We start from the raw sequence: 20,576 nt of genomic DNA, 5'->3' as shown, positions 1-20,576 counted from the left end.
GGGCTGACGGCACGCGGCACCTGACGGAAGTGCCGGGCTGTGTCCGGGACTGACGGCACGCGCGCGTGGGGCGGTGATCACGCCCCACGCGCGCGTGATGGCGTACGGACATCGCCACCCGCGCGTGACGGCGACCGCACGCGCGGGTGGCGATGTCCGTACGCGCGGGTGGAAGTGGCCCGGTGTTGTCGCGCGCCTCGGGAGTTGTTCGGCCCGGGGGCGCAGTCCTCGGACCATGCGCCAGGAGCGCGCGAGCTCCGGGGCGCGTCATGGACCGCGCGCCGTGCTCAGCGTCGTGCGCGGCGCGCGTTGCCGGGCGGGCCGGGTGTGGGTCACCTCGGTGTCCCCTCGCGCATCCGCATCAACTTCCGCGCGGGGGTCGCGTCCTGGGCTGACCCGGGCGACTCTGGTCGGTATGGCCATGCCACCCACACCACCGCCGCGGCCCCCGGGGCCGCCGGGTGACGTACCACCTCCAGGGGGCGGTTCCGGGCCCCCACCGGGCGGCTACGGACCCCCGCCCGACGGTCCCGGCCCGGGCCCCGGATACGGCACGGGTCCGGAGCCGGACCCCGGCGGGGGAGGGGGCCCGGGCAAGCACCGGAACGCCGTGATCCTGCTGCTCGCGGCGCTGGTGGCGGCTGGCGCCCTCATCGTCGTCGTGGTCCTGTCCTCGGGAAGCGACGACTCGCCCGACGACACCCCGCCCGCGCAGAGCAGCAAAAGCGCGCCACCGTCGCTCGGCCTCCCCTCCGAGCTACCCAGCGGTCTCCCGAGCGACCTTCCGAGCCGCCTCCCCAGTGAGCTGCCGAGCGAGCTGCCGTCCTTGCCGTCGGAGTTCCCCAGCGGGCTGCCGAGCGGCCTGGATTCGCTGGGCCCGTCCCTCGTCCCCCGGAGTGTCTGACGGCCGGGTGGGACCGTCAGGGCTCGTCCCCGGACGTGAGCGTCGCCGAGGCCAGCGCGGTCGCCGGGTCCTGGGCGGCGTCGCCCACGGGCGTCCAACGGCCGTTCTCCTGGCGGTAGGGCCACCATCGGCCGTCCCGGCCCAGCCGTAGCTGGTGCGGTGAGCCGGTGACGGTCCAGTGGTTGGCGCGGGCCCGCAGGGCAGGCCGTTCGTCCGGGTCCCAGGCCGTTTCCAGGGCGGCACGCGCGCGTGCGAGCGTCTCCCCCTCCGGCGTCCACTCCTCCTCCAGTACGGCGAGGGCGGCCGGGCCGCCGAGCCGCCACGCGCGTACCGCGAGGGCCAGGCCCTCCGGGTCACGCCCCGACCCGTCGGCGAGCCGTGCCGTCACGGCCGGTCCCGGCCCGCCCGCGGCCAGCCGCACCGCGTCCTGGGCGACCGGCGACTCACCCGTCGGCGCCTCGTGTCCGTGCCCTGGGCGCAGCGCGTCCGCGAGCAGGCGGCGGGCCTCCGCGGCCGTCCGGGACACCAGGAACGTCAGCGCGTCCGGGTCGACACCGGGCGGCGGCGCGGTGTCGGTGTCCAGGGACGGCGGCACCGGCGGCTCCTCCCCGAGCGCCGGCGGCACGGGCAGCGGTGGCAGTATGTGGCCCGCCGCGTACGCTTCGGCGGCGTCCACCCCGTCGGCCCGCGCGGTGCCCTCCCCGGCGGACCCGTCGCCGTACGCCTGGAGGGCCTTCAGGACGGCCTGTTCGCCGCGTCCGCGCAGCAGCAACAGGACGAACGGGTCCTGGTCCAGCAGCCGGGCCACCTGGTAGCAGAGCGCCGCGGTGTGGCCGCAGTGGTCCCAGGCGTCGCAGTCGCACTCCGGCTCCAGGTCGCCCATCCCGGGCAGTAGGTCGATGCCGGCGCTTTCCGCGTCCTCGACCAGGTGCGGGGGCATCTCGCGGTCCAGCAGGGCCGCGACATGGCCGCCCCGCTCGGCCGTCATGCCGAGGAAACGGTCCCACTGGGCGTCGTCCAGTCGCGCCAGCAGGACATCGGCGCGGTGCCCCGTGCCGTCCCGGTCCTGGACGATCGCGGTGACGCGCCCGGGCCGTACCGACACCGCGCCGACCGCTCCCGCGCGGGCGAGCCGGCGGCCCGTCCGCACCTGCTCGCCGTCCAGGGCGGTGTCCTCCAGCGCCTTCAGCCACGCCCGGCCCCACCAGGTCCGCGCGAAGCCCTGCCCCCGCGCGGGCGGCAGCGCGGCGAACGTCCGCTCCTCCTCGTCGTACCCGGTGTTCCCGGTCATCGATCCCCTCCGCGCAGTTCCACCAGGTCGGCCAGCTCGGCGTCCGTCAACTCCGTGAGCGCCGCCTCACCGGATCCGAGTACGGCGTCGGCCAGTTGCCGCTTGCGGCTCAGCAGGGCGGCGATCCGGTCCTCCACGGTCCCCTCCGCGATCAGCCGGTGCACCTGCACGGGCCGGGTCTGGCCGATGCGATAGGCGCGGTCGGTGGCCTGCGCCTCGACGGCCGGGTTCCACCAGCGGTCGTAGTGCACGACGTGCTCCGCGCGGGTGAGGTTGAGCCCGGTGCCCGCCGCCTTCAGCGACAGCAGGAAGACAGGGACCTCACCGTCCTGGAAACGCCGCACCATGGCCTCGCGCGCGGCGACCGGTGTCCCGCCGTGCAGGAACAGCGAGGCCACGCCCCGGTCCGCCAGATGCTGTTCGAGCAGCTCGGCCATCCGCACGTACTGGGTGAACACCAGGACGCCCGCCTCCTCGGCGAGGACCGTGTCGAGCAGTTCGTCCAGCAGCTCCAGCTTCCCCGAGCGGCCCGCGGTCCGGGGACGGTCCTCCTTCAGGTACTGCGCGGGGTGGTTGCAGATCTGCTTCAGGCCCGTGAGCAGCTTCACGATCATCCCGCGCCGCGCCATGCTGCCGGCACCGGAGATCTCCTGGAGCGCCTCGCGTACGACCGCCTCGTACAGGCCCGTCTGTTCGGCCGTCAGCGACACGACGTGGTCCGTCTCGGTCTTCGGCGGCAGCTCGGGCGCGATCCCCGGGTCCGACTTGCGGCGGCGCAGCAGGAACGGCCGCACCAGCCGGGCCAGTCGCTCCGCGGCGGCCGGGTCCTGCCCGCCCTCGACGGCCCGGGCGTACCGCCTGCGGAACGTGCCCAGCTGCCCCAGCAGTCCCGGGGTGGTCCAGTCCAGGATCGCCCACAGCTCCGAGAGGTTGTTCTCCACCGGGGTGCCGGTGAGCGCCACGCGCGCGCGTGCCCCGATGGCGCGGAGCTGCCGCGCGGTCGCCGAGTACGGGTTCTTCACGTGCTGGGCCTCGTCCGCGACGACCATGCCCCAGGGCACGCCGGCCAGTTGCCGTGTGTCCAGGCGCATCGTGCCGTAGGTGGTGAGCACGAACTCGCCGTCGGCCAGGCCGTCCAGGTCGCGTCGCGCGCCGTGGAAGCGACGCACGCGCGTGCCGGGCGCGAACCGTTCGATCTCCCGCTGCCAGTTGCCCATCAGCGAGGTCGGACAGACCACCAGGGTGGGCCCGGCGGCCGATGGATCGGTCTGCCGGTGCAAGTGCAGGGCGATCAGTGTGATCGTCTTGCCGAGTCCCATGTCGTCGGCCAGACAGCAGCCCAGGCCCGCGGAGGTCATCCGGGCCAGCCAGTTCAGCCCCCGCCGCTGGTAGTCGCGGAGCGTCGCGGCGAGGGCGGCCGGCTGCCCGACCGGTTCCTGGAGCTCGGGGTCCGCCAGCCGCTCCCGCAGCTCCGCCAGCCATCCCGTGGGCCGTACCTCGACCCGGTCCCCGTCGACCTCCGCCGAGCCCGTCAGGGCCGCGGCGAGCGCGTCGACCGGCGTGAGCTTGCGGTCCTGGCGGGCGCGGGCACGCCGCGCCTCCTCGGGGTCGACGAGCACCCACCGGTCGCGGAGCCGCACCACCGGCCGGTCCGCCTCGGCGAGCCGGTCCAGCTCCTCGCGCGTGAGCCGCTCACCGCCGAGGGCGAACCGCCAGGAGAAGGCGAGCAGCGCGTCGGCGGACAGGAACCCGGGCCCGCCGCCCGAGGAGAACGCGCCCGGTCCCGGCCCGCCGCCGGCCGGCCCGATCTCCGCGCGGGCGGTCAGCCCACGGGCCAGGTCGCGTGGCCAGTGCACGTCGACGCCGGCACCCGCGAGGGCCCGGGCGCCGGCTCCGAGGAGTTCGGAGATCTCCTCGTCGGCGGGCTCCAGGGCCTCGGGCACCGCCGCCGACAGCAGCGGCGTCAGCGGGGGCCAGGCACGGGCGGCCCGGCGCAGCGCCAGCAGGGCGTCCATCCGCGCGCGCGGGCCCAGGGCGTCCCCCGCGACGCCGGCCCAGACCTCGGCGGCGTCCGCGACCAGCGCCGGGTCGCGCACGCTGTGCACCTGCGGCACGATCCGGAACACCGGGGCGGCGTCCGGATCCTCGGCGTCCGGCGCGCTCACCTCGACCCGCAGCGACAGCCGGACACCCGCGTCGTGCCCGGCGGCGACATCGTCCGCCCACGCGCGGAACCCGGGGCGGTGCAGCGGCTCCCGCGCGGCGTAGGCGGGCCCGCCCGTCACCCACGGGGCGGCGGGGGAGCGGGGGAGCGTGTCGGCGACGGCGTCCAGGAAGGCGCGCACCAGGCGTTCGGGCTCGGGCAGCCGCAGCGCACCGGTGCCGTCCACCGGCACGGCGTGCGCCTCGGGCGGCATCGCGGCGGCGAGCAACCGGAGCCGTTCCGTGTCCTCGGCCCGCAGTGGACCGATACGCCAGGCGTCGTGGTCGGCCGCGGACAGGCCGGGCAGCAGCAGCCCGCGCGCCACCAGGTGCAGGGCGTGCACGGCCGCCGCGCCCCAGAACACGGCCGCCCGGTCCCCGCCCGAGTCGGCACGCGCGCGCGTGAGCACCGGCAACGCCGCCCGCACGGACAGCAGTACGGCGGGCACCTCGACCGCCTCGACACCGCCGTCGGCGGCCACGACGACCGTCAGGCCCACCGGGTCAGCCGCGGCGACGGCGGGAGGCGCCGCGCCGTCGGACCGCCAGAAGGCGACCCGGCCGGCACGGGCGGGGTCACCGGGCACGAACACGGCGTGACAGCGGGCCAGTTCGGAGATCTCCGACAGGGTTGCCGGAGGAGGCGTCTGCTCGGCGATGACGTATTCCTCAAATTTGACTAGCTGATGGGTCGCCGAGTGTACAGCACGGGGACGGCGTCTCAGGTGCGGTCGGCGGGCTCCTGGGCCACCATGCGGGGAGAGACGCCCTGAGCCCGGCACGTCCGCGCAGAGCCGGCGCACGCGTTCTCGGGGGCGAGTAGGGGTCAGGACTTAGGGCCCTCTCAGGGTCGCAACTCGGAACCGCGGCGGGCGCGGAGCCGTTTTTCAGAACAGAGAGCGGCAATGGCCGCGAAGGAGGCGACGTCATGTCGAAGAACGCCAAGATCGCCGCAGGGGGTGTGGCAGTCGGACTCGTCCTGCTCTTCTGGCTGCCCTGGTGGGCCACCCTCCTGATAGTCCTGGGGGTCCCGACCGCCGCGTACCTCACGCTGGACCCCTCGCAGCGGCGCAGGCTGCGGCGGAACACGCGCAGGGAACTGGGCCGCTGAGCCACCGCAGCGGAGGCTAGGGCCGGGCCGTGGCCGTACCGGTCAGGGCACAGGAGCCGACCACATCGCCGTTCGCGGGCCTGCCGATCACCCGGTCCGCGGGCGGCGCGGTGTGCCGCTCCACCCAGGCGGTCAGCGCGTCGAAGGCGGACCGGTAGCAGGGCAGGATCGGCCGCAGCCGCTGCGGGTAGGTGTCGTAGAGCCCGTCCGCGTGGGTGCCGCCCTCGATCGTGTAGTAGCGGTGCAGGCCGCCCCGGCCCTTCGCGTCGACCATGCGCGCGTACACATCGGAGTCGGCCGCCTTGGGCAGCAGCGCGTCGAGATCGCCGTGGAGGGTGATCAGCGGTCGGCCGATCCGGCCGGTCAGGGACACCCGCGCCACGGCACGGTGCACGGCTGCCGGCCGCGAGGCGTAGTCGTACGCCGCGTCGGACGGACACGGCGCCAGGATCTCCTCCGGCGAGGTACCGGCCGACGCCCCGGGGCACTCCGGGTCGTAGGCCGGATCGAACTCGGCGCGGTACACCTTCTGCGTCAGACCCCAGTAGACCTTCTCGTGGTACGGCCACAGGAACTCGGACCCGGCTGCGAAACCCACGGCGTACAGGTCCTCGTCCCGGGCGGTGCCGAGCGTCCGGGCCACGGCGGCCGGCAGGGAGGTGAGCAGGTTGGGGCCGTCCGCGGTCCACAGGGCGCCCTCCCAGTCGACGCCGCCGTCGTACAGCTCGGGGTGGTTCTCCAACTGCCAGCGGGTGAGGTAGCCGCCGTTGGAGATGCCGGTGATGTACGTGCGGCGCGGCGCGTGTCCGTAGCGCTGGGCCAGGACGCGCTTGGCCGCCCGGGTGAGCTGGGTGGTCCGGGCGTTCCATTCGGCGACCGCGTCGCCGGGCCGGGCTCCGTCCCGGTAGAAGTCCGCCCCGCTGTTGCCCTTGTCCGTCGCCGCGTACGCGTACCCCTGGGCCAGCACCTGGTCGGAGATGGCCTTGTCGGTGGCGTACTGCTTCCGGGTGCCCGGCGCGCCCGTGACGACCAGGCCGCCGTTCCAGCGGTCCGGCAGCCGGATCACGAACTGCGCGTCGTGCCGCCAGCCGTGCGTGGTGTTGAAGCGGGAGGAGTCCGGGAAGTAGCCGTCGATCTGTATGCCCGGCACGCCGGCCGGTGTGCGTGTGGCGCTCGCCGTCAGGCCCGCCTGGTCGGCCGGGTCGGTGTACGGGGTGCCCGCCAGCCCGGCGGTGGTGAGGTCGGGCAGACAGGCGTCGCGCTGCACGGCGGCGCCCGGCACGCGCACACGGTCCTGACGCGCGCAGTGGTCCCCCGTCGTCGCGGCGGCGGGCATCGGCGCGGTGAGCACCGCGGCCGCCAGCCCTGCGGCCAAGAACGGCGGCACGGCACGGGACAGCAACATCGGGACCTCCAGGGCACGTTGGGGAAGCGGAGCGGAAATCCGCCCCATCGTGCGGGCCCCGCCCCGCCCCAACCATGGGTGGGGAACACATGGCACGAGAGCGAGGCATGGGTGGGGGGAACAGGAGGTTGGGGACGGGAGGGGCCGGGAGGTCGGCTGGTTCGAAGAGGGCGTACGGCTCGCCTCGGGACGCGGCAAGGGTGCCGGGGCGCCGACCGGTTCACAGGGGACGTACGGCGATCTTGTCCAGGGCCTCCAGGAGCCCCGGCAGTTCCGGTCCCCGCTGGACCGGGAGGACCTCGCCGGGTTCCTCGTCGAGCAGGATGAACGCGATGTCGTCGGTCCTGGCCACCAGCGACCAGCCGGGACCGTCGGCACGCAGGGTGCGCGCCCCGCCCGGTGCGAACGACGACCGGACCCGGCCCAGGGGCGGCGGACTCTCGGTATACGCACGGGCCTGCGCGAGCACCCGGCGCACCACGCTGCCCTCCTGCCCCGTGCTCCCGCTGCCCGCGCCGCTCCCGCTGCCCGGGCTGCCCCCGCTGCCCGCGCCGCTCCCACTGTCCGCGTTGTCCGCGCTGTCCTCGGCGTCGCCGTCCGCCTCCTCGCCGGGACTTCCGGCCGCCGGGGCCACCGAGCCGGTCCCGGCGGCCGGATCCGGAGCGTCGCCGACCTGTTCCCGCCACTGCGTCCACTGCAGCGCGATCTCGTCGGCCCCCAGACGTCGCTGCGCGGGCCCCCAGGAAGCGGTGTCCGGCGGCTGCAGCGGAGGCCGGCCGTCGGCCTCCGGGACGGGATCGTGCGGTGCCGGCACGCCCGGTGCCGCCACGGCGACCGCGAGGGGCCAGCCGGGCAGCGCGGCGACGACCGTCCGCTCGTCCGGCGACAGTTCGTACTCCATGCCGCAGTCCCAGGACGCGATGGCCACGGCGACCAGCGACACATCGTCGATCACGACGGTCCACCGGGCCCCGGCACCGTCCTGCCCCAGCACCAGGCCGTAGCCGTCCGCGAGCGGCGGAAGGCCGAGTGCCGCGCACGCCTCCGGATAGTCGTCGCCGAGCACGCTCGGGAACTTCGCCGGCGTCAGCAGCACCGCCGTGAGCACATAGAGTGCCTCGTCCTCGGCGGTGACGGCGTCCTCGTCCGTCCCGGGCATGCCAGCCTCCCCATCGGTTCGACCATCGGCGCGCACCCTAGTGCCGCCCGAGACCGCTTGTCACGACCTCCCGACGCGCGCTAGCTGCGGTTTTCCGACCGGACGGGGCGAAACGACCACTCGGCGCGAGCCCGTCAGGAGGCGGCCGGCAGACCCAGCAGCGCACGGGCCACGTCCTGCGGGGGCTTGTGCCGCTCCCGCGCGAGCGCCACCACGGCCCGGCTCGCCAGCTCGTTCACGCCGAACGACAGCGCCTCCGGCGACACCCAGCCCGCCGCCTCGTCCAGCCGTTCCTGATCGTCCTCCGCATACGCCGAGACATAGGCGGCGGCAGCCTCGAAGAGGTTGTGCGCGTGGCTGACCTGCCCGCCGCTCTCCGGGACGCCGACCGTGCCGACCAATCTCCTCCACGCGTTGCGCACTCCGCCGAGCAAGCTGATCACCTTCCCGCCTGTGCGGCTGTCCTCGCCGCCGTTGCTGCCTCCCCTTCCTCAACGTAGAGAAACGGCCTCGTCGGCAGAAGGGGGCGTCGTCAGCCATGGGGGGGGAGCGGATGGTCCTCAGGGACCGGGACAGCTCGTCCGCGTGGTGACCCCGTCCGGCGCCAGGCATGGGTACGACGTCATGCCCGACGACCAGGACACCTTCGCCGAGGCGCTCACCGGCCGGCCATGACGATCGGTCCTCGCGGACGGTGAGGGCTCAGTCCTCGCGGACGGCGAGGGCCAGGAAACGGGCGTCCTCGTCCACGTACGACGTCAGACGCCACCCCGAACCCGCCAGCAGCGGGCGCAGATTGGGTTCGGCGCGGAGATCGTCCGGCGTGATCCGGCGCCCCTGCCGGGCCGCGAGCGCCGCCCTGCCCAGCGGGTGGAACAGGGCCAGCGAGCCGCCGGGGCGCACCACGCGTGCCAACTCCCGCAGGTTCCCCGCCGGATCGGGCAGATGCGCGATGAGCCCCGCCGCGAACACGGCGTCGAGCGACCCCGTGCGCAGCGGCAGCGCCGCGACATCGGCCAGCAGCAACCACCCGTCACGTTCCCGGCCGGCCCGTACGGCCTCCTGGAGCATGGCCGGCGTCAGATCGGCCCCGAGCACCACCCCCGAGGCGCCCACCGCGGCCCGCAGCGGCGTCAGCGCCCGCCCCGTGCCGCAGCCGGCGTCCAGAACGCGGTCGCCGGGGCGCAGACCCAGCTCGGCGACCGCCGCCGCGTGGGCGGGGCCGTCGTCCGGGAACTTCCTGTCCCAGTCGGCGGCACGGGCGGTGAAGAACTCCTGCACGCGCGTGTGGTCGTCACTCATGCCCAGCATGATCCCGCACCCCGACGGCGGACGCCGGACGCACGCTGATCCGGCTCGGCGGGCAGCCGGGCGGACATACACCGTCCTGTTGCCCGCCACGGTGAGACCGGCCGGCCGCGCGGAGCGCGCTCAGTCCGCCACGGACTTCTGCGCGAGGACCTTGTCCACGGTGACCCGGACCAGCAGTTCTCCCGGGACGCCGTTGCGGGCGCCGAACTCCTCCGCGCGGTCCTCGCCCATGTACCGGGCGCCGATCCGGGCGGCCCAGTGCCGGAGTTCGCCGGGGTCCTCCGAGACACGGGCGCGGCCCTGGATCACGACGTAGTGGAACGGCGGCCGGTCGTCGTCCACGCAGAGGGCGATCCGGCCGTCCCGGATCAGATTGCGGCCCTTGACGGTGTCCTTGCCGGTGTTGAACACGATCTCGTCCCCGTCGAGCAGGAACCAGATCGGCGCCACGTGCGGGCTGCCGTCCGCGCGGACGGTGCAGAGTTTTCCGGTGCGGGTGCCGTTCGAGATGAACGCCCGCCACTCGTCATCGGTCATCTTCTGTGCCATGGCCCCATCCTCCTTGCCCGGAGCCGGGCCGTGGTGAAGGCTGGCTGACAGGTCCCTCCGGGGAAGGGGGACTTCGGACGGGGAACACACGGGGAGCGGACGATGGCGCAGAACCAGAAACTCGGCTGGCTGCTGGACGACCTGACCGAGCGCATAGACCATGTGCGGCACGCGTTGGTGCTGTCCAACGACGGACTGGTGACGGGGGCGAGCACGGGCCTGCGCCGCGAGGACGCCGAGCACCTCGCCGCCGTCTCCTCCGGGCTGCACAGCCTGGCCAAGGGATCGGGACGCCACTTCGGCGCCGGGCGGGTACGGCAGACGATGATCGAGTTCGACGACGCGGTGCTGTTCGTCACCGCGGCCGGCTCCGGCAGTTGCCTGTGCGTGCTCAGCGCCGCGGACGCCGACTTGGGGCAGATCGCGTACGAGATGACCCTGCTGGTGAACCGGGTCGGCGAACACCTCGACGTCGACGCCCGACAGCCTGAACGAACCCTGCCGTAACGCCCTGACCTGGCGGTTTCCGGTCTCCTTCGGCGGTGTCGGTGGAGTTATCCACAGGCTCGGCGGGACTTCCGCGGAAGCGGCTACGGTTTTTGTCCGGCGGGTGCACACGGCGCCCGGCGCACAGACTCCACGGGGGAGACCACCATGTCCGGCCACACCGGCACGCCTGAGAGCACGCCCATCACCGACCCGGGCCCGCCCGCCCGCGCCACCTCGGTCACACCGGGCCGTGCGGCCCGGGAACTCGGCCTGAAGCGCAGTGAGTTCGACATCGCGGTCGGCCTCGGACGGATCCGCACCGTCCCCGACGACGGGGGAGGGGGCCGGCGCGTCACCTCCGCCGAGATGGACCGCCTGCGTACCCGGGACGGCCTGCGGGACGAGGTGCGGACGGTGGGCACCACGGAGGGTGCGGACCTCATGAAGGTGACCAGGCCCCGTTTCACCCGCCTGGCCCGCCTGGGCCTGCTGGTGCCGGTGAATTTCTACCTGAACCGCTATCGAGCCGTGGTCTGGCTCTACCTGGCCGATGAGCTACGGCGGTTCGCGGCCGACGAGCGCAACGCCGCGGTCCTGACGGGCCGCACGCCCGAGGGCCTGCGCGACCAGGTACGGGACGGCCTGGACCTGCGTCCGCGCAACTGGCGGGGCCGGCGCCTCGGGTTCCTGCTCCGACAGGCCGACGGCCCCTGGGACAGGGCCGCGGCCGTGGCCTCGCTGCTCGACCCGGCGGAGGTCGCGGACGTGATCAGGGACCCCTACGAGCGCTCGCAGCTCCACCGGCTCCGGCCGGTCCGGCCGGTGCACGGCTCACCGGGCTCGCCCGCCGCCCGGATCGCCGAGGAGATCATGACGGCGGCCGACGCGGACGAGATCGCCTGGCTCCGCACGGACCTGGCACGAGCGGTGCACACAGCACGCGCCCAGCACCCGGCACCCCGGCCGGTCCCCGCCCCGGCCACCCACCTCGCACCCGACCCCGCTGGACACCACGGCCGTCGACACACACCGACCTTCACCACAGCCGGCCACCGGCACACATCGTCTCCCGCCGCGGCCCGGCGCCAGCGCACACCTCACTCCGCCACCGGGGCCGCCGCCCACCGCCCCGCCCCCGTGCGGCAGCCGCCCCGGAAACCCGCCCCGGACACCGCCCGATCCCGCGGCCTGCTCGGCTGGCTCCGCCGCGGAAGCTGACGGCACCACCGTCGGGTCAGCCCGCGCTGTCCGCGCTACAGCGCCCTGAACAGCCCTTCCTGGACGACCGACACCAGCAGGCGTCCCTCGACGTCGTAGATCCGGCCCCGGGCCAGTCCCCGCCCGCCGGTCGCGATCGGCGACTCCTGGTCGTACAGGAACCACTCGTCCGCGCGGAACGGACGGTGGAACCACATGGCATGGTCCAGCGACGCCATGTCGAACCCGCGCGGCCCCCACAGCGGCTCCACCGGGATACGTACGGCGTCCAGCAGTGTCATGTCGCTGGCGTAGGTCAGGGCGCAGGTGTGCACGAGCGGGTCGTCGCCGAGCGGACCCACCGCGCGCATCCACACGGCGCTGCGCGGCTCGGCGCCGGCGATCTCCTCGGGGGTCCAGCGCAGCCGGTCGACATAGCGGATGTCGAAGGGCTGCCGACGCGCCATCCGCTCGAACTGCTCCGGCAGCGCGCCCAGATGCTCCCGGACCTCGTCGGCGACCGTCGGCAGCGACTCCGGGTCCGGCACCTTGCGGGCCGGTGGCAGTTGGTGCTCGAAACTTCCCTGCTCAGGCTGGTGAAAGGAGGCGGTGAGATTGAAGATCGTACGGCCCTGCTGCACCGCGGTGACCCGGCGCGTCGTGAACGAGCGGCCGTCGCGCACCCGCTCGACCTGGTACACGATCGGCACGCCGGGCCGGCCCGGGCGCAGGAAGTACGCGTGCAGCGAGTGCACCGGGCGGTCGCCCTCCGTGGTGCGGCCCGCGGCGACCAGTGCCTGGCCGGCCACCTGGCCGCCGAAGACCCGCTGCAGGGACTCCTCCGGGCTGCGGCCACGGAAGATGTTGACCTCGATCTGTTCCAGGTCGAGCAGGTCGACCAGCTTTTCGGCCGGGTTCGTCATGGGTGCTGTTCTCCTGTGTTCACAACTGGCCGACGTCGGTGACGCGGATGACCGCCCGGCCCTCGGCGTCGGAGGCCACCAGATCGACCTCCGCGCTGATGCCCCAGTCGTGGTCGCCGTTCGGATCGTCGAAGATCTGCCGCACGCGCCACAGGCGGTTCTGCGGCTGCTCCTCGATCACCAGCAGCTTGGGGCCGCGTGCGTCCGGACCGGTGCCGAGGTCGTCGTACTCCTCCCAGTACTTGTCCATGGCCTCGCCCCAGGCGTCCGCGTCCCATCCGGCGTCGGCGTCCATCTCGCCGAGTTCGTCGACCTGGTCGAGGGCGGCCAGTTCCACGCGGCGGAACATGGCGTTGCGGACGAGGACCCGGAAGGCCCGCGCGTTGGCGGTGACCGGACGCACCTGGTCGGCCTTCTCCTGGGCCTCCTCGGCGGTCATCACCTCCGGGTTGGCCAACTGCTCCCACTCGTCCAGCAGACTGGAGTCGACCTGGCGCACCATCTCACCGAGCCACTCGATCAGGTCCTGGAGGTCGTCCGACTTCAGGTCGTCGGGGACGGTGTGGTCCAGGGCCTTGTAGGCGCTGGCGAGGTAGCGCAGCACGATGCCCTCGGTGCGGGCCAGCTCGTAGTACGAGACCAGCTCGGTGAAGGACATCGCCCGCTCGTACATGTCCCGGATCACCGACTTCGGCGACAGCGGATGGTCGCCGACCCAGGGGTGGCTCCTGCGGTACGTGTCGTACGCGTGGAAGAGCAACTCCTCCAAGGGCTTGGGGTAGGTGATCTCCTGGAGCCGCTCCATGCGCTCCTCGTACTCGACACCGTCCGCCTTCATCGCGGCCACCGCCTCGCCGCGCGCCTTGTTCTGCTGGGCGGCCAGGATCTGCCGCGGGTCGTCCAGCGTGGACTCCACCACGGACACCATGTCCAGCGCGTACGACGGCGACTCCGGGTCCAGCAGTTCGAAGGCGGCCAGGGCGAAGGTGGACAGCGGCTGGTTCAGCGCGAAGTCCTGCTGGAGGTCCACCGTCAGGCGGACGATCCGGCCCTCCGCGTCCGGTGCGTCGAGCTTCTCGACGATGCCGCCGTCCAGCAGCGACCGGTAGATGGCGATGGCCCGCCGGATGTGCCGCAACTGCTGCTTGCGCGGCTCGTGATTGTCCTCCAGCAGGTGCCGCATCGCCTCGAAGGCGTTGCCGGGCCGGGCGATCACCGACAGCAGCATGGTGTGCGTCACCCGGAAACGGGAGGTCAGCGGCTCCGGCTGGGACTCGATGAGCTTCTCGAAGGTCTGCTCCGACCAGGCCACGAAGCCTTCGGGTGCCTTCTTGCGGACCACCTTGCGGCGCTTCTTGGGATCGTCGCCCGCCTTGGCGAGGGCCTTCTCGTTCTCGATGACGTGCTCGGGAGCCTGGGCGACGACGAACCCCTCGGTGTCGAAGCCCGCGCGTCCGGCCCGCCCGGCGATCTGGTGGAACTCACGGGCCCGCAGGGTGCGCACCCGGCTGCCGTCGTACTTGGTCAGGGCGGTGAACAGCACGGTCCGGATGGGCACGTTGACGCCCACGCCGAGGGTGTCCGTGCCGCAGATGACCTTCAGCAGACCCGCCTGGGCGAGCTTCTCCACCAGACGCCGGTACTTCGGCAGCATGCCGGCGTGGTGCACGCCGATGCCGTGCCGCACGTACCGGGAGAGGTTGCGGCCGAACTTGGTGGTGAAGCGGAAATTGCCGATCAGTTCGGCGATCCGGTCCTTCTCCTCGCGGCTGCACATGTTGATGCTCATCAGCGCCTGCGCCCGCTCCACCGCCTGCGCCTGCGTGAAGTGCACGATGTAGACCGGCGCCTGCCGGGCCTGGAGCAGGTCGGTGAGCGTCTCGGTGAGCGGGGTGTAGCGGTACTCGTACGACAGGGGCACCGGGCGGGTCGCCGAGCGGACCACCGCCGTGGGGCGGCCGGTGCGGCGGGTGAGGTCCTTCTCGAAGAAGGACACGTCACCGAGGGTGGCGGACATCAGCACGAACTGGGCCTGCGGAAGTTCCAGCAGGGGGATCTGCCAGGCCCAGCCGCGGTCCGGTTCCGCGTAGAAGTGGAACTCGTCCATCACGACCTGGCCGACGTCCGCGTCCTTGCCGTCCCGCAGGGCGATCGACGCCAGCACCTCGGCGGTGCAGCAGATGACCGGGGCGTCGGCGTTGACGGAGGCGTCGCCGGTCAGCATGCCGACGTTCTCGGTGCCGAACAGCTTGCACAGCTCGAAGAACTTCTCCGACACCAGCGCCTTGATCGGCGCGGTGTAGAAGGTGACCTCGTCGCGGGCCAGGGCGGCGAAGTGCGCACCCGCCGCGATCATGCTCTTGCCGGAGCCGGTGGGCGTGGACACGATCACGTTCGCGCCGGAGACCACCTCGATCAGCGCCTCCTCCTGGTGGGGATAGAGGGTGAGACCGCGTTCCTGGGACCACGCCTCGAAGGCTTCGTAGAGGGCGTCGGGGTCGGCGGTCGGCGGCAACTGATCGATGAGGGTCACGCCCCCATCTTGCCTGGCCCGGGCCCCGATGCGGGAATCGGCTGCGGAGACGAAGATCGCGAACGCTACGCTGGGTCGCCGACGGAGCGTCAGCGTGCCCGGTCGACCGGACAGCGGCACACGAGGGATGGGGCGGGCAGCGCCGATGATGGGACCAGCACACTCACTGTCGGGCGCCGCCGCCTGGCTCGGCGTCGGCGCGGCGACCGCCGCGGCCGGACACCCGATGCCCTGGCCCGTCCTGCTGGTCGGCGCGCTGATCTGCGCCGGCGCCGCGCTCGCCCCGGACCTGGACCACAAGGCCGCCACCATCTCGCGGGCCTTCGGACCCGTCTCGCGGTGGCTGTGCGAGATCGTCGACAAGCTGTCGTACGCCGTCTACAAGGCCACCAAGAAGCAGGGCGACCCGCGCCGCTCCGGCGGACACCGGACGCTGACGCACACCTGGCTGTGGGCGGTCCTGATCGGCGCGGGCTCCTCGGTAGTGGCGGTCGTGGGGGACCGCTGGGGGGTGCTGGCGATCCTCTTCGTCCACATGGTGCTGGCCATCGAGGGGCTGCTGTGGCGGGCGGCCCGCGGCTCCAGCAGCGACGTCCTGGTCTGGCTGCTGGCCGCGACCAGCGCCTGGATCCTCGCCGGGACGCTGGACACGACGCCCGGCGGAGCGGACTGGCTGTTCACCGCGCCGGGCCAGGAGTACCTGTGGCTGGGGCTGCCCGTCGTGCTGGGGGCGCTGGTGCACGACATCGGGGACGCGCTGACCGTGTCCGGCTGCCCGATACTCTGGCCCGTCCCGGTGGGCCGCAAGCGCTGGTACCCGGTGGGTCCGCCCAAGTTCCTGCGGTTCCGGGCGGGCAGTTGGGTGGAGCTGAAGGTGCTCATGCCGGCGTTCATGGTGCTCGGCGGGGTGGGCTGCGCGGCGGCGCTCAACGTCATCTGACGCCCCGCCCCGGGCGCCAGGCCGCACCCCCGGATTCAGCCGGTCCCGGCGGCGGAGCCCGGACCGTCCCCGCCGCCGTAGCGGCGTTCGAAGCGGGCGATGCGGCCCTCGGTGTCCACCGTCCGGGCCTTGCCCGTGTAGAAGGGGTGGCTCTCGGAGGAGATCTCGACGTCCACCACCGGGTACGTCTCGCCGTCGTCCCAGTCGATGGTCTGGTCGCTGGTCGCGGTGGACCGGGTGAGGAAGGCGTAACCGGCGGCGCGGTCGCGGAAGACCACCGGGTGGTAGTCGGGGTGCTTGTCCTGCTGCATGGCTGCTCCTTCTGCGGCGCGGGGTCAGCGACGGGTCCGGACGGGCCGGCCGCCCCCGAGACGGTCACCCGGAATCCAGCGGGGCGAGGAGTCCTCGCCGACGATGTGCCCAGCGGTCTCGGCGACGGAGGCACCCCCGATGCCGTCGGCACGGTTCACGGGCACCTCCAGGAAGCGGGGCAGGGCCCCTCGTCACGACGGCCTCCACCGGGCCATCGCCGCACGGACCGGGACCGGAGCCTGTGCGCGCGGCCTGGTGAGCGCCGCGCGGCACCGGACCGGCCGCTGCACGGGTGCCCCGGGAGCCAGTGCCTACTCCCGGCGTTCCCTCCCCGTCCGGGACCGTCCCACGGCACCGGGCGGCACCGGGACCCCGGCGTGTGCCCATGGGTCCCGTGCCGCGTCACCCTCCGGTGCGTGGGCGGGTCAGTCGTGCCACGACCGCCACAGCGCCGCGTAGGCGCCGTCCGCCGCGACCAGCTCGTCGTGGCTGCCCAGCTCGCTGATCCGGCCGTCCTCCACGACGGCGATGACATCGGCGTCGTGGGCGGTGTGCAGCCGGTGGGCGATGGCGATCACGGTGCGGCCGTCCAGGACCCGGGCCAGGGACCGTTCCAGGTGCCGGGCCGCCCGCGGGTCGAGGAGCGAGGTCGCCTCGTCCAAGACCAGGGTGTGCGGGTCGGCCAGCACCAGCCGGGCCAGCGCGATCTGCTGGGCCTGGGCCGGGGTGAGCGCCACGCCGCCCGAGCCGACCTCGGTGTCCAGGCCCTCGTCGAGGCCCCGGGCCCAGCCGTCCGCGTCGACCGCGCCCAGCGCGGCCCACAGCTCGGCGTCGGTGGCGGCACCCCGGGCGAGCCGGAGGTTGTCGCGCAGGGAGCCCACGAAGACGTGGTGCTCCTGGTTGACGAGGGCGACGTGGGAGCGGACCCGTTCGGCGGGCATCCGGGAGAGTTCCGCGCCGCCGAGGGTGACGTGGCCGGCCCGGGGAGCGTAGATGCCCGCGAGCAGCCTGCCCAGGGTGGACTTGCCGGCGCCCGAGGGGCCGACCAGCGCCAGCCGGGTGCCGGGGGCGACCTCCAGGGAGACCTTGCGCAGGACGTCCACGCCCTCGAGGTAGCCGAAGTGCACCCGGTCGGCGTGCACCTGGCGTCCGTCCGGCGCGAGCGCGGCGTCACCGGCGTCCGGTTCGATGTCCCGGACACCGACCAGCCGGGCCAGCGACACCTGCGCCACCTGCAGTTCGTCGTACCAGCGCAGGATGAGGCCGACCGGGTCGACCAGCATCTGGGAGATCAGGGCCGCCGTCGTGAGCTGACCCACCCCGATCCAGCCCTGGAGGACGAACACACCGCCGATCATCAGGACCGCGGCCAGCACCGTCACATGGGTGACGTTGATGACGGGGAAGAGCACCGAGCGCAGCCAGAGTGTGTAGCGTTCCCAGGCCGTCCACTCCTTGATCCGGCGGTCGGACAGCTCGACGCGCCGGGTGCCCAGACGGTGGGCCTCCACGGTGCGGCCGGCGTCCACGGTCTCGGCGAGCGCGGCGGCCACGGCGGCGTAACCGGCGGCCTCCGAGCGGTAGGCGGCCGGTGCCCGGCGGAAGTACCAGCGGCAGCCGATCACCAGCAGCGGCACGGCGAGGAGCACGGCCGGGGCCAGTGGCGGCGCCGTGACGACGAGACCGCCCAGCAGCAGCACCACCCAGACGAAGCCGATCGCCAACTGGGGCACGGCCTCGCGCATGGCGTTGGCGAGCCGGTCGATGTCCGTGGTGATGCGGGACAGGAGGTCACCGGTGCCGGCCCGTTCCAGGACGCCGGGCGGCAGGCCGACCGAGCGGACCAGGAAGTCCTCGCGCAGATCGGCCAGCATCCGTTCGCCGAGAACCGCGCCGCGCAGCCGGACCTCGCGGACGAACGCGGCCTGGAGGAGGAGCGCGGCCAGGAAGAGGGTGGCGGTCAGACCCAGATGGAGTTCGCGAGCGTGGTCCGACACCCGTTCCACGAGCCCGCCGAGCAGGTACGGCCCGGCCATGGAGGCGATCACGGAGACGGTGTTGACGGTGATCAGGAGCAGGAACGCGCGGCGGTGCCGGCGCAGCAGTTCCGTCACGTAGGCGCGGACGGTCGCGGGGGCGCCGACGGGCAGAGTGCTCGCCGTCGTCGGGGCCGCCGGGTCGTACGACGGTGGCGCGACGCCGATCATGCCGTCTCCTCGATCTCTTCCAGTCGGTGCAGTACGTCGTCGTCGGCTCGGACCCCGCCGGCCAGGGCGGACTCCGGCCCGCTGTCCTCGGCACGGGCCTTCACCAGGGGCGTGACCGCCTCGCGGGCGGCGGTCTCCTCGTCGGTCTCACGGGTGACCACCGCTCGGTACCGGGCCTCGGAGTGCAGCAGCTCGCGGTGGGTTCCGACGGCCGCGGCCGCACCGTCGTGCAGGAACACGACCCGGTCGGCACGGTCGAGCAGCAGCGGCGAGGAGGTGAACACCACGGTCGTGCGCCCGGTCCGCAGCGCGCGCACGCCCTCCGCGACGCGGGCCTCGGTGTGCGAGTCCACGGCGGAGGTGGGTTCGTCCAGGACGAGCACCTCCGGGTCGGTGACCAGGGAACGGGCCAGGGCGAGCCGCTGGCGCTGGCCGCCCGAGAGCGAGCGGCCCCGTTCGGTGATCCGGGCGTCCATCGGGTCCTCGGTGCCGACCGAGCCCTGGACCAGCGCGGCCAGTACGTCCTCGCACCGGGCCGCGGCGAGGGCCTCCGCGGTGCCGACGGCGCCGGAGGCGGGCACGGCGAGCAGCTCGCGCAGGGTGCCGGAGAGCAGCACCGGGTCCTTGTCCTGGACCAGGACGACCGTCCGCGCGCAGTCCAGCGGCAGCTCGTCCAGCGGTACCCCGCCCAGCAGGACGGACGGGCCCTCCTCGGAGGGGTGGCCGCCGAGCCGTTCGGCGAGCCGGCCGGCCGCGTCGGGGTCGCCGCACACCACGGCGGTGAGCCGGCCGGCGGGGGCGAGCAGACCGGTGGCCGGGTCGTACAGGTCCCCGGTGGGCAGGCCGGCCGCGCGGGACCCGCCCGTGTCGGTGGCCCGCTCCAGCGACAGCACCCGGGCGGCCCGCTTGGCCGACGGCCGGGAGAAGGAGTACGCCATGGCGATCTCCTCGAAGTGCCGGAGCGGATAGGTGAGGATCATGACCGAGCTGTAGACGGTGACGAGTTCGCCGACGCCGATCCGGCCGTCGCGGGCCAGGTGGACGCCGTACCAGACCACCGCGATCAGCAGCAGACCCGGCAGCAGCACCTGGATCGCGGAGATCAGGGACCACATGCGGGCACTGCGGACGGCGGCGTGGCGGACCTCCTGGGAGGCGTGGCGGTAGCGGTCGAGGAAGAGTTCCTCACCGCCGATGCCGCGCAGCACCCGCAGTCCGGCGACGGTGTCGGAGGCGAGTTCGGTGGCCCGGCCGGCCTTCTCGCGCTGGACGTCGGCGCGCCGGGTGGCCCGGGGCAGCAGCGGCAGCACGGCCAGCGCCAGCACGGGCAGGCCGATGACGACGACGACCCCGAGAGCCGGTTCGTAGACGACCAGGCCGACGCAGACCAGCACGATGGTCAGCGCGGCGGCGGTGAAGCGGGAGACCGCCTCCACGAACCAGCCGATCTTCTCCACGTCACCGGTGGACACGGCCACCACTTCGCCGGCCGCGACCCGCCGGGTCAGCGCGGAGCCCAGCAGGGCCGCCTTGCGGGCCAGCAACTGCTGGACCCGGGCCGCGGCGGTGATCCAGTTGGTGATGGCGGTGCGGTGCAGGAAGGTGTCGCCGAGGGCGTTGCCGACGCAGGCCAGCGCCATCAGGCCGCCCGCCAGGGCGAGCCGGGTGCCGGACCGGTCGACGACGGCCTGCACGGCCAGACCGACACAGAAGGGCAACGAGGAGACGGAGACGAAGTGCAGCAGCCCCCAGGCCAGCGACTTGAGCTGGCCGCCCGCCTGGTTCCGGAAGAGCCACCAGAGGAATCGTGGGCCCGAGCGCGCGTCCGGCACGCCCGGGTCGGGATACGGAAGGTCTTGGATCTGCATGACGTCCCAGTGGCTCGTGTCAGGTGTGCCGCGGAACGCGGCATCGAGAGGCAGCAAACCGTGACAGGTTCGCGTCGCTGTGTGCTCGAAATCAAGCGGTTTTACGGGTGGACGCACGGTTCCGGCGCTGTGCGCCCAGGGACCGGCGGGACACGGCGCGCCGGGCGGGGCGGGA

At 73.6% G+C, this 20,576-nt stretch carries 17 protein-coding genes; 5 read left to right on the top strand and 12 right to left on the bottom strand.

The window, feature by feature from the left end; translation table 11 throughout:
- Positions 1–610: 610 nt before the first annotated feature.
- Positions 611–904 carry a hypothetical protein gene (locus tag IE316_RS33345; protein ID WP_229910658.1) on the top strand — a complete coding sequence of 98 codons (294 nt, stop codon included), beginning with the start codon at positions 611–613 and terminating at the stop codon, positions 902–904.
- 16 nt (positions 905–920) lie between these two features.
- On the opposite strand, the gene IE316_RS33340 is transcribed toward IE316_RS33345, so the two are convergent.
- Together IE316_RS33340 and IE316_RS33335 are read right to left on the bottom strand one after the other, a co-directional pair.
- A complete protein-coding gene (locus tag IE316_RS33340) occupies positions 921–2,195 on the bottom strand; it encodes an SWF or SNF family helicase (protein WP_190208297.1) in 1,275 nt (424 codons plus the stop codon).
- Positions 2,192–5,056, bottom strand: a complete 2,865-nt coding sequence (locus IE316_RS33335; protein ID WP_229910663.1) for an SCO1167/SCO6262 family helicase — start codon at positions 5,054–5,056, stop codon at positions 2,192–2,194. Before IE316_RS33335 ends, IE316_RS33340 begins: the two co-directional genes overlap by 4 nt.
- A gap of 269 nt (positions 5,057–5,325) precedes the next feature.
- Here IE316_RS33335 and IE316_RS33330 point away from each other — a divergent pair, with 269 nt between their 5' ends.
- A complete protein-coding gene (locus tag IE316_RS33330) occupies positions 5,326–5,508 on the top strand; it encodes a tail-anchor membrane protein (protein WP_190208296.1) in 183 nt (60 codons plus the stop codon).
- A gap of 16 nt (positions 5,509–5,524) precedes the next feature.
- On the opposite strand, the gene IE316_RS33325 is transcribed toward IE316_RS33330, so the two are convergent.
- The 5 genes from IE316_RS33325 to IE316_RS33305 all read right to left on the bottom strand — a co-directional run bounded on the left by IE316_RS33325 (position 5,525) and on the right by IE316_RS33305 (position 9,932).
- Positions 5,525–6,913 carry a tannase/feruloyl esterase family alpha/beta hydrolase gene (locus tag IE316_RS33325; RefSeq protein WP_190208295.1) on the bottom strand — a complete coding sequence of 463 codons (1,389 nt, stop codon included), beginning with the start codon at positions 6,911–6,913 and terminating at the stop codon, positions 5,525–5,527.
- A gap of 220 nt (positions 6,914–7,133) precedes the next feature.
- Entirely contained in the window at positions 7,134–8,072 is a 939-nt protein-coding gene (locus IE316_RS33320) for a hypothetical protein (protein WP_190208294.1), read from the bottom strand.
- A 134-nt stretch (positions 8,073–8,206) separates the two neighbouring features.
- Positions 8,207–8,473, bottom strand: a complete 267-nt coding sequence (locus IE316_RS33315) for a hypothetical protein (RefSeq protein WP_229910662.1) — start codon at positions 8,471–8,473, stop codon at positions 8,207–8,209.
- A 301-nt stretch (positions 8,474–8,774) separates the two neighbouring features.
- Complete coding sequence (locus IE316_RS33310) at positions 8,775–9,374, bottom strand: class I SAM-dependent methyltransferase (RefSeq protein ID WP_190208292.1); 600 nt, start codon at positions 9,372–9,374, stop codon at positions 8,775–8,777.
- A gap of 129 nt (positions 9,375–9,503) precedes the next feature.
- Positions 9,504–9,932, bottom strand: coding sequence for a PPOX class F420-dependent oxidoreductase (locus IE316_RS33305; RefSeq protein ID WP_190208291.1), 429 nt, complete (start codon positions 9,930–9,932; stop codon positions 9,504–9,506).
- 102 nt (positions 9,933–10,034) lie between these two features.
- On the opposite strand from IE316_RS33305, the gene IE316_RS33300 reads away from it, so the two are divergent.
- Positions 10,035–10,439 carry a roadblock/LC7 domain-containing protein gene (locus IE316_RS33300; protein WP_190208290.1) on the top strand — a complete coding sequence of 135 codons (405 nt, stop codon included), beginning with the start codon at positions 10,035–10,037 and terminating at the stop codon, positions 10,437–10,439.
- A 147-nt stretch (positions 10,440–10,586) separates the two neighbouring features.
- Positions 10,587–11,639, top strand: coding sequence for a DUF6397 family protein (locus tag IE316_RS33295; protein ID WP_229910657.1), 1,053 nt, complete (start codon positions 10,587–10,589; stop codon positions 11,637–11,639).
- Positions 11,640–11,674: 35 nt separating this feature from the next.
- On the opposite strand, the gene IE316_RS33290 is transcribed toward IE316_RS33295, so the two are convergent.
- Positions 11,675–12,541: an acyl-CoA thioesterase gene (locus IE316_RS33290; protein ID WP_190208289.1), complete on the bottom strand. Its 867-nt coding sequence runs from the start codon at positions 12,539–12,541 to the stop codon at positions 11,675–11,677.
- Positions 12,542–12,560: 19 nt separating this feature from the next.
- Positions 12,561–15,074, bottom strand: a complete 2,514-nt coding sequence (locus tag IE316_RS33285; RefSeq protein WP_190208288.1) for a DEAD/DEAH box helicase — start codon at positions 15,072–15,074, stop codon at positions 12,561–12,563.
- Positions 15,075–15,219: 145 nt separating this feature from the next.
- Here IE316_RS33285 and IE316_RS33280 point away from each other — a divergent pair, with 145 nt between their 5' ends.
- Complete coding sequence (locus tag IE316_RS33280; protein ID WP_190208287.1) at positions 15,220–16,014, top strand: metal-dependent hydrolase; 795 nt, start codon at positions 15,220–15,222, stop codon at positions 16,012–16,014.
- Positions 16,015–16,049: 35 nt separating this feature from the next.
- Here IE316_RS33280 and IE316_RS33275 read toward each other — a convergent pair whose 3' ends face one another.
- From IE316_RS33275 to IE316_RS33265, 3 genes are all read right to left on the bottom strand, one after another.
- Positions 16,050–16,325: a type B 50S ribosomal protein L31 gene (locus IE316_RS33275; RefSeq protein WP_190208286.1), complete on the bottom strand. Its 276-nt coding sequence runs from the start codon at positions 16,323–16,325 to the stop codon at positions 16,050–16,052.
- A gap of 426 nt (positions 16,326–16,751) precedes the next feature.
- Positions 16,752–18,533: an ABC transporter ATP-binding protein gene (locus IE316_RS33270; protein ID WP_190208285.1), complete on the bottom strand. Its 1,782-nt coding sequence runs from the start codon at positions 18,531–18,533 to the stop codon at positions 16,752–16,754.
- The gene (locus IE316_RS33265; protein ID WP_190208284.1) at positions 18,530–20,401 is read right to left on the bottom strand and encodes an ABC transporter ATP-binding protein; all 1,872 of its coding nucleotides are present in this window, start codon (positions 20,399–20,401) and stop codon (positions 18,530–18,532) included. The genes IE316_RS33270 and IE316_RS33265 overlap by 4 nt, the downstream gene beginning before the upstream one ends.
- Between the last annotated feature and the right edge of the window lie 175 nt (positions 20,402–20,576).

It is taken from the genome of Streptomyces fumanus (assembly GCF_014655295.1).
GTDB classification, from domain to species: Bacteria; Actinomycetota; Actinomycetes; order Streptomycetales; family Streptomycetaceae; genus Streptomyces; species Streptomyces fumanus.
The sequence above is the reverse complement of the archived record's forward strand: the minus strand, read 5'-3'. Positions and strand labels throughout refer to the sequence as shown.

What these genes read in the sequence shown, in the direction of transcription:
- IE316_RS33340 (WP_190208297.1), bottom strand. Translation starts at nt 2,195, where the DNA reads ATGACCGGGAACACCGGGTACGACGAGGAGGAGCGGACGTTCGCCGCG.
- IE316_RS33330 (WP_190208296.1), top strand. Translation starts at nt 5,326, where the DNA reads ATGTCGAAGAACGCCAAGATCGCCGCAGGGGGTGTGGCAGTCGGACTC.
- IE316_RS33325 (WP_190208295.1), bottom strand. Translation starts at nt 6,913, where the DNA reads ATGTTGCTGTCCCGTGCCGTGCCGCCGTTCTTGGCCGCAGGGCTGGCG.
- IE316_RS33320 (WP_190208294.1), bottom strand. Translation starts at nt 8,072, where the DNA reads ATGCCCGGGACGGACGAGGACGCCGTCACCGCCGAGGACGAGGCACTC.
- IE316_RS33310 (WP_190208292.1), bottom strand. Translation starts at nt 9,374, where the DNA reads ATGAGTGACGACCACACGCGCGTGCAGGAGTTCTTCACCGCCCGTGCC.
- IE316_RS33305 (WP_190208291.1), bottom strand. Translation starts at nt 9,932, where the DNA reads ATGGCACAGAAGATGACCGATGACGAGTGGCGGGCGTTCATCTCGAAC.
- IE316_RS33300 (WP_190208290.1), top strand. Translation starts at nt 10,035, where the DNA reads ATGGCGCAGAACCAGAAACTCGGCTGGCTGCTGGACGACCTGACCGAG.
- IE316_RS33295 (WP_229910657.1), top strand. Translation starts at nt 10,587, where the DNA reads ATGTCCGGCCACACCGGCACGCCTGAGAGCACGCCCATCACCGACCCG.
- IE316_RS33290 (WP_190208289.1), bottom strand. Translation starts at nt 12,541, where the DNA reads ATGACGAACCCGGCCGAAAAGCTGGTCGACCTGCTCGACCTGGAACAG.
- IE316_RS33280 (WP_190208287.1), top strand. Translation starts at nt 15,220, where the DNA reads ATGATGGGACCAGCACACTCACTGTCGGGCGCCGCCGCCTGGCTCGGC.
- IE316_RS33275 (WP_190208286.1), bottom strand. Translation starts at nt 16,325, where the DNA reads ATGCAGCAGGACAAGCACCCCGACTACCACCCGGTGGTCTTCCGCGAC.
- IE316_RS33270 (WP_190208285.1), bottom strand. Translation starts at nt 18,533, where the DNA reads ATGATCGGCGTCGCGCCACCGTCGTACGACCCGGCGGCCCCGACGACG.
- IE316_RS33265 (WP_190208284.1), bottom strand. Translation starts at nt 20,401, where the DNA reads ATGCAGATCCAAGACCTTCCGTATCCCGACCCGGGCGTGCCGGACGCG.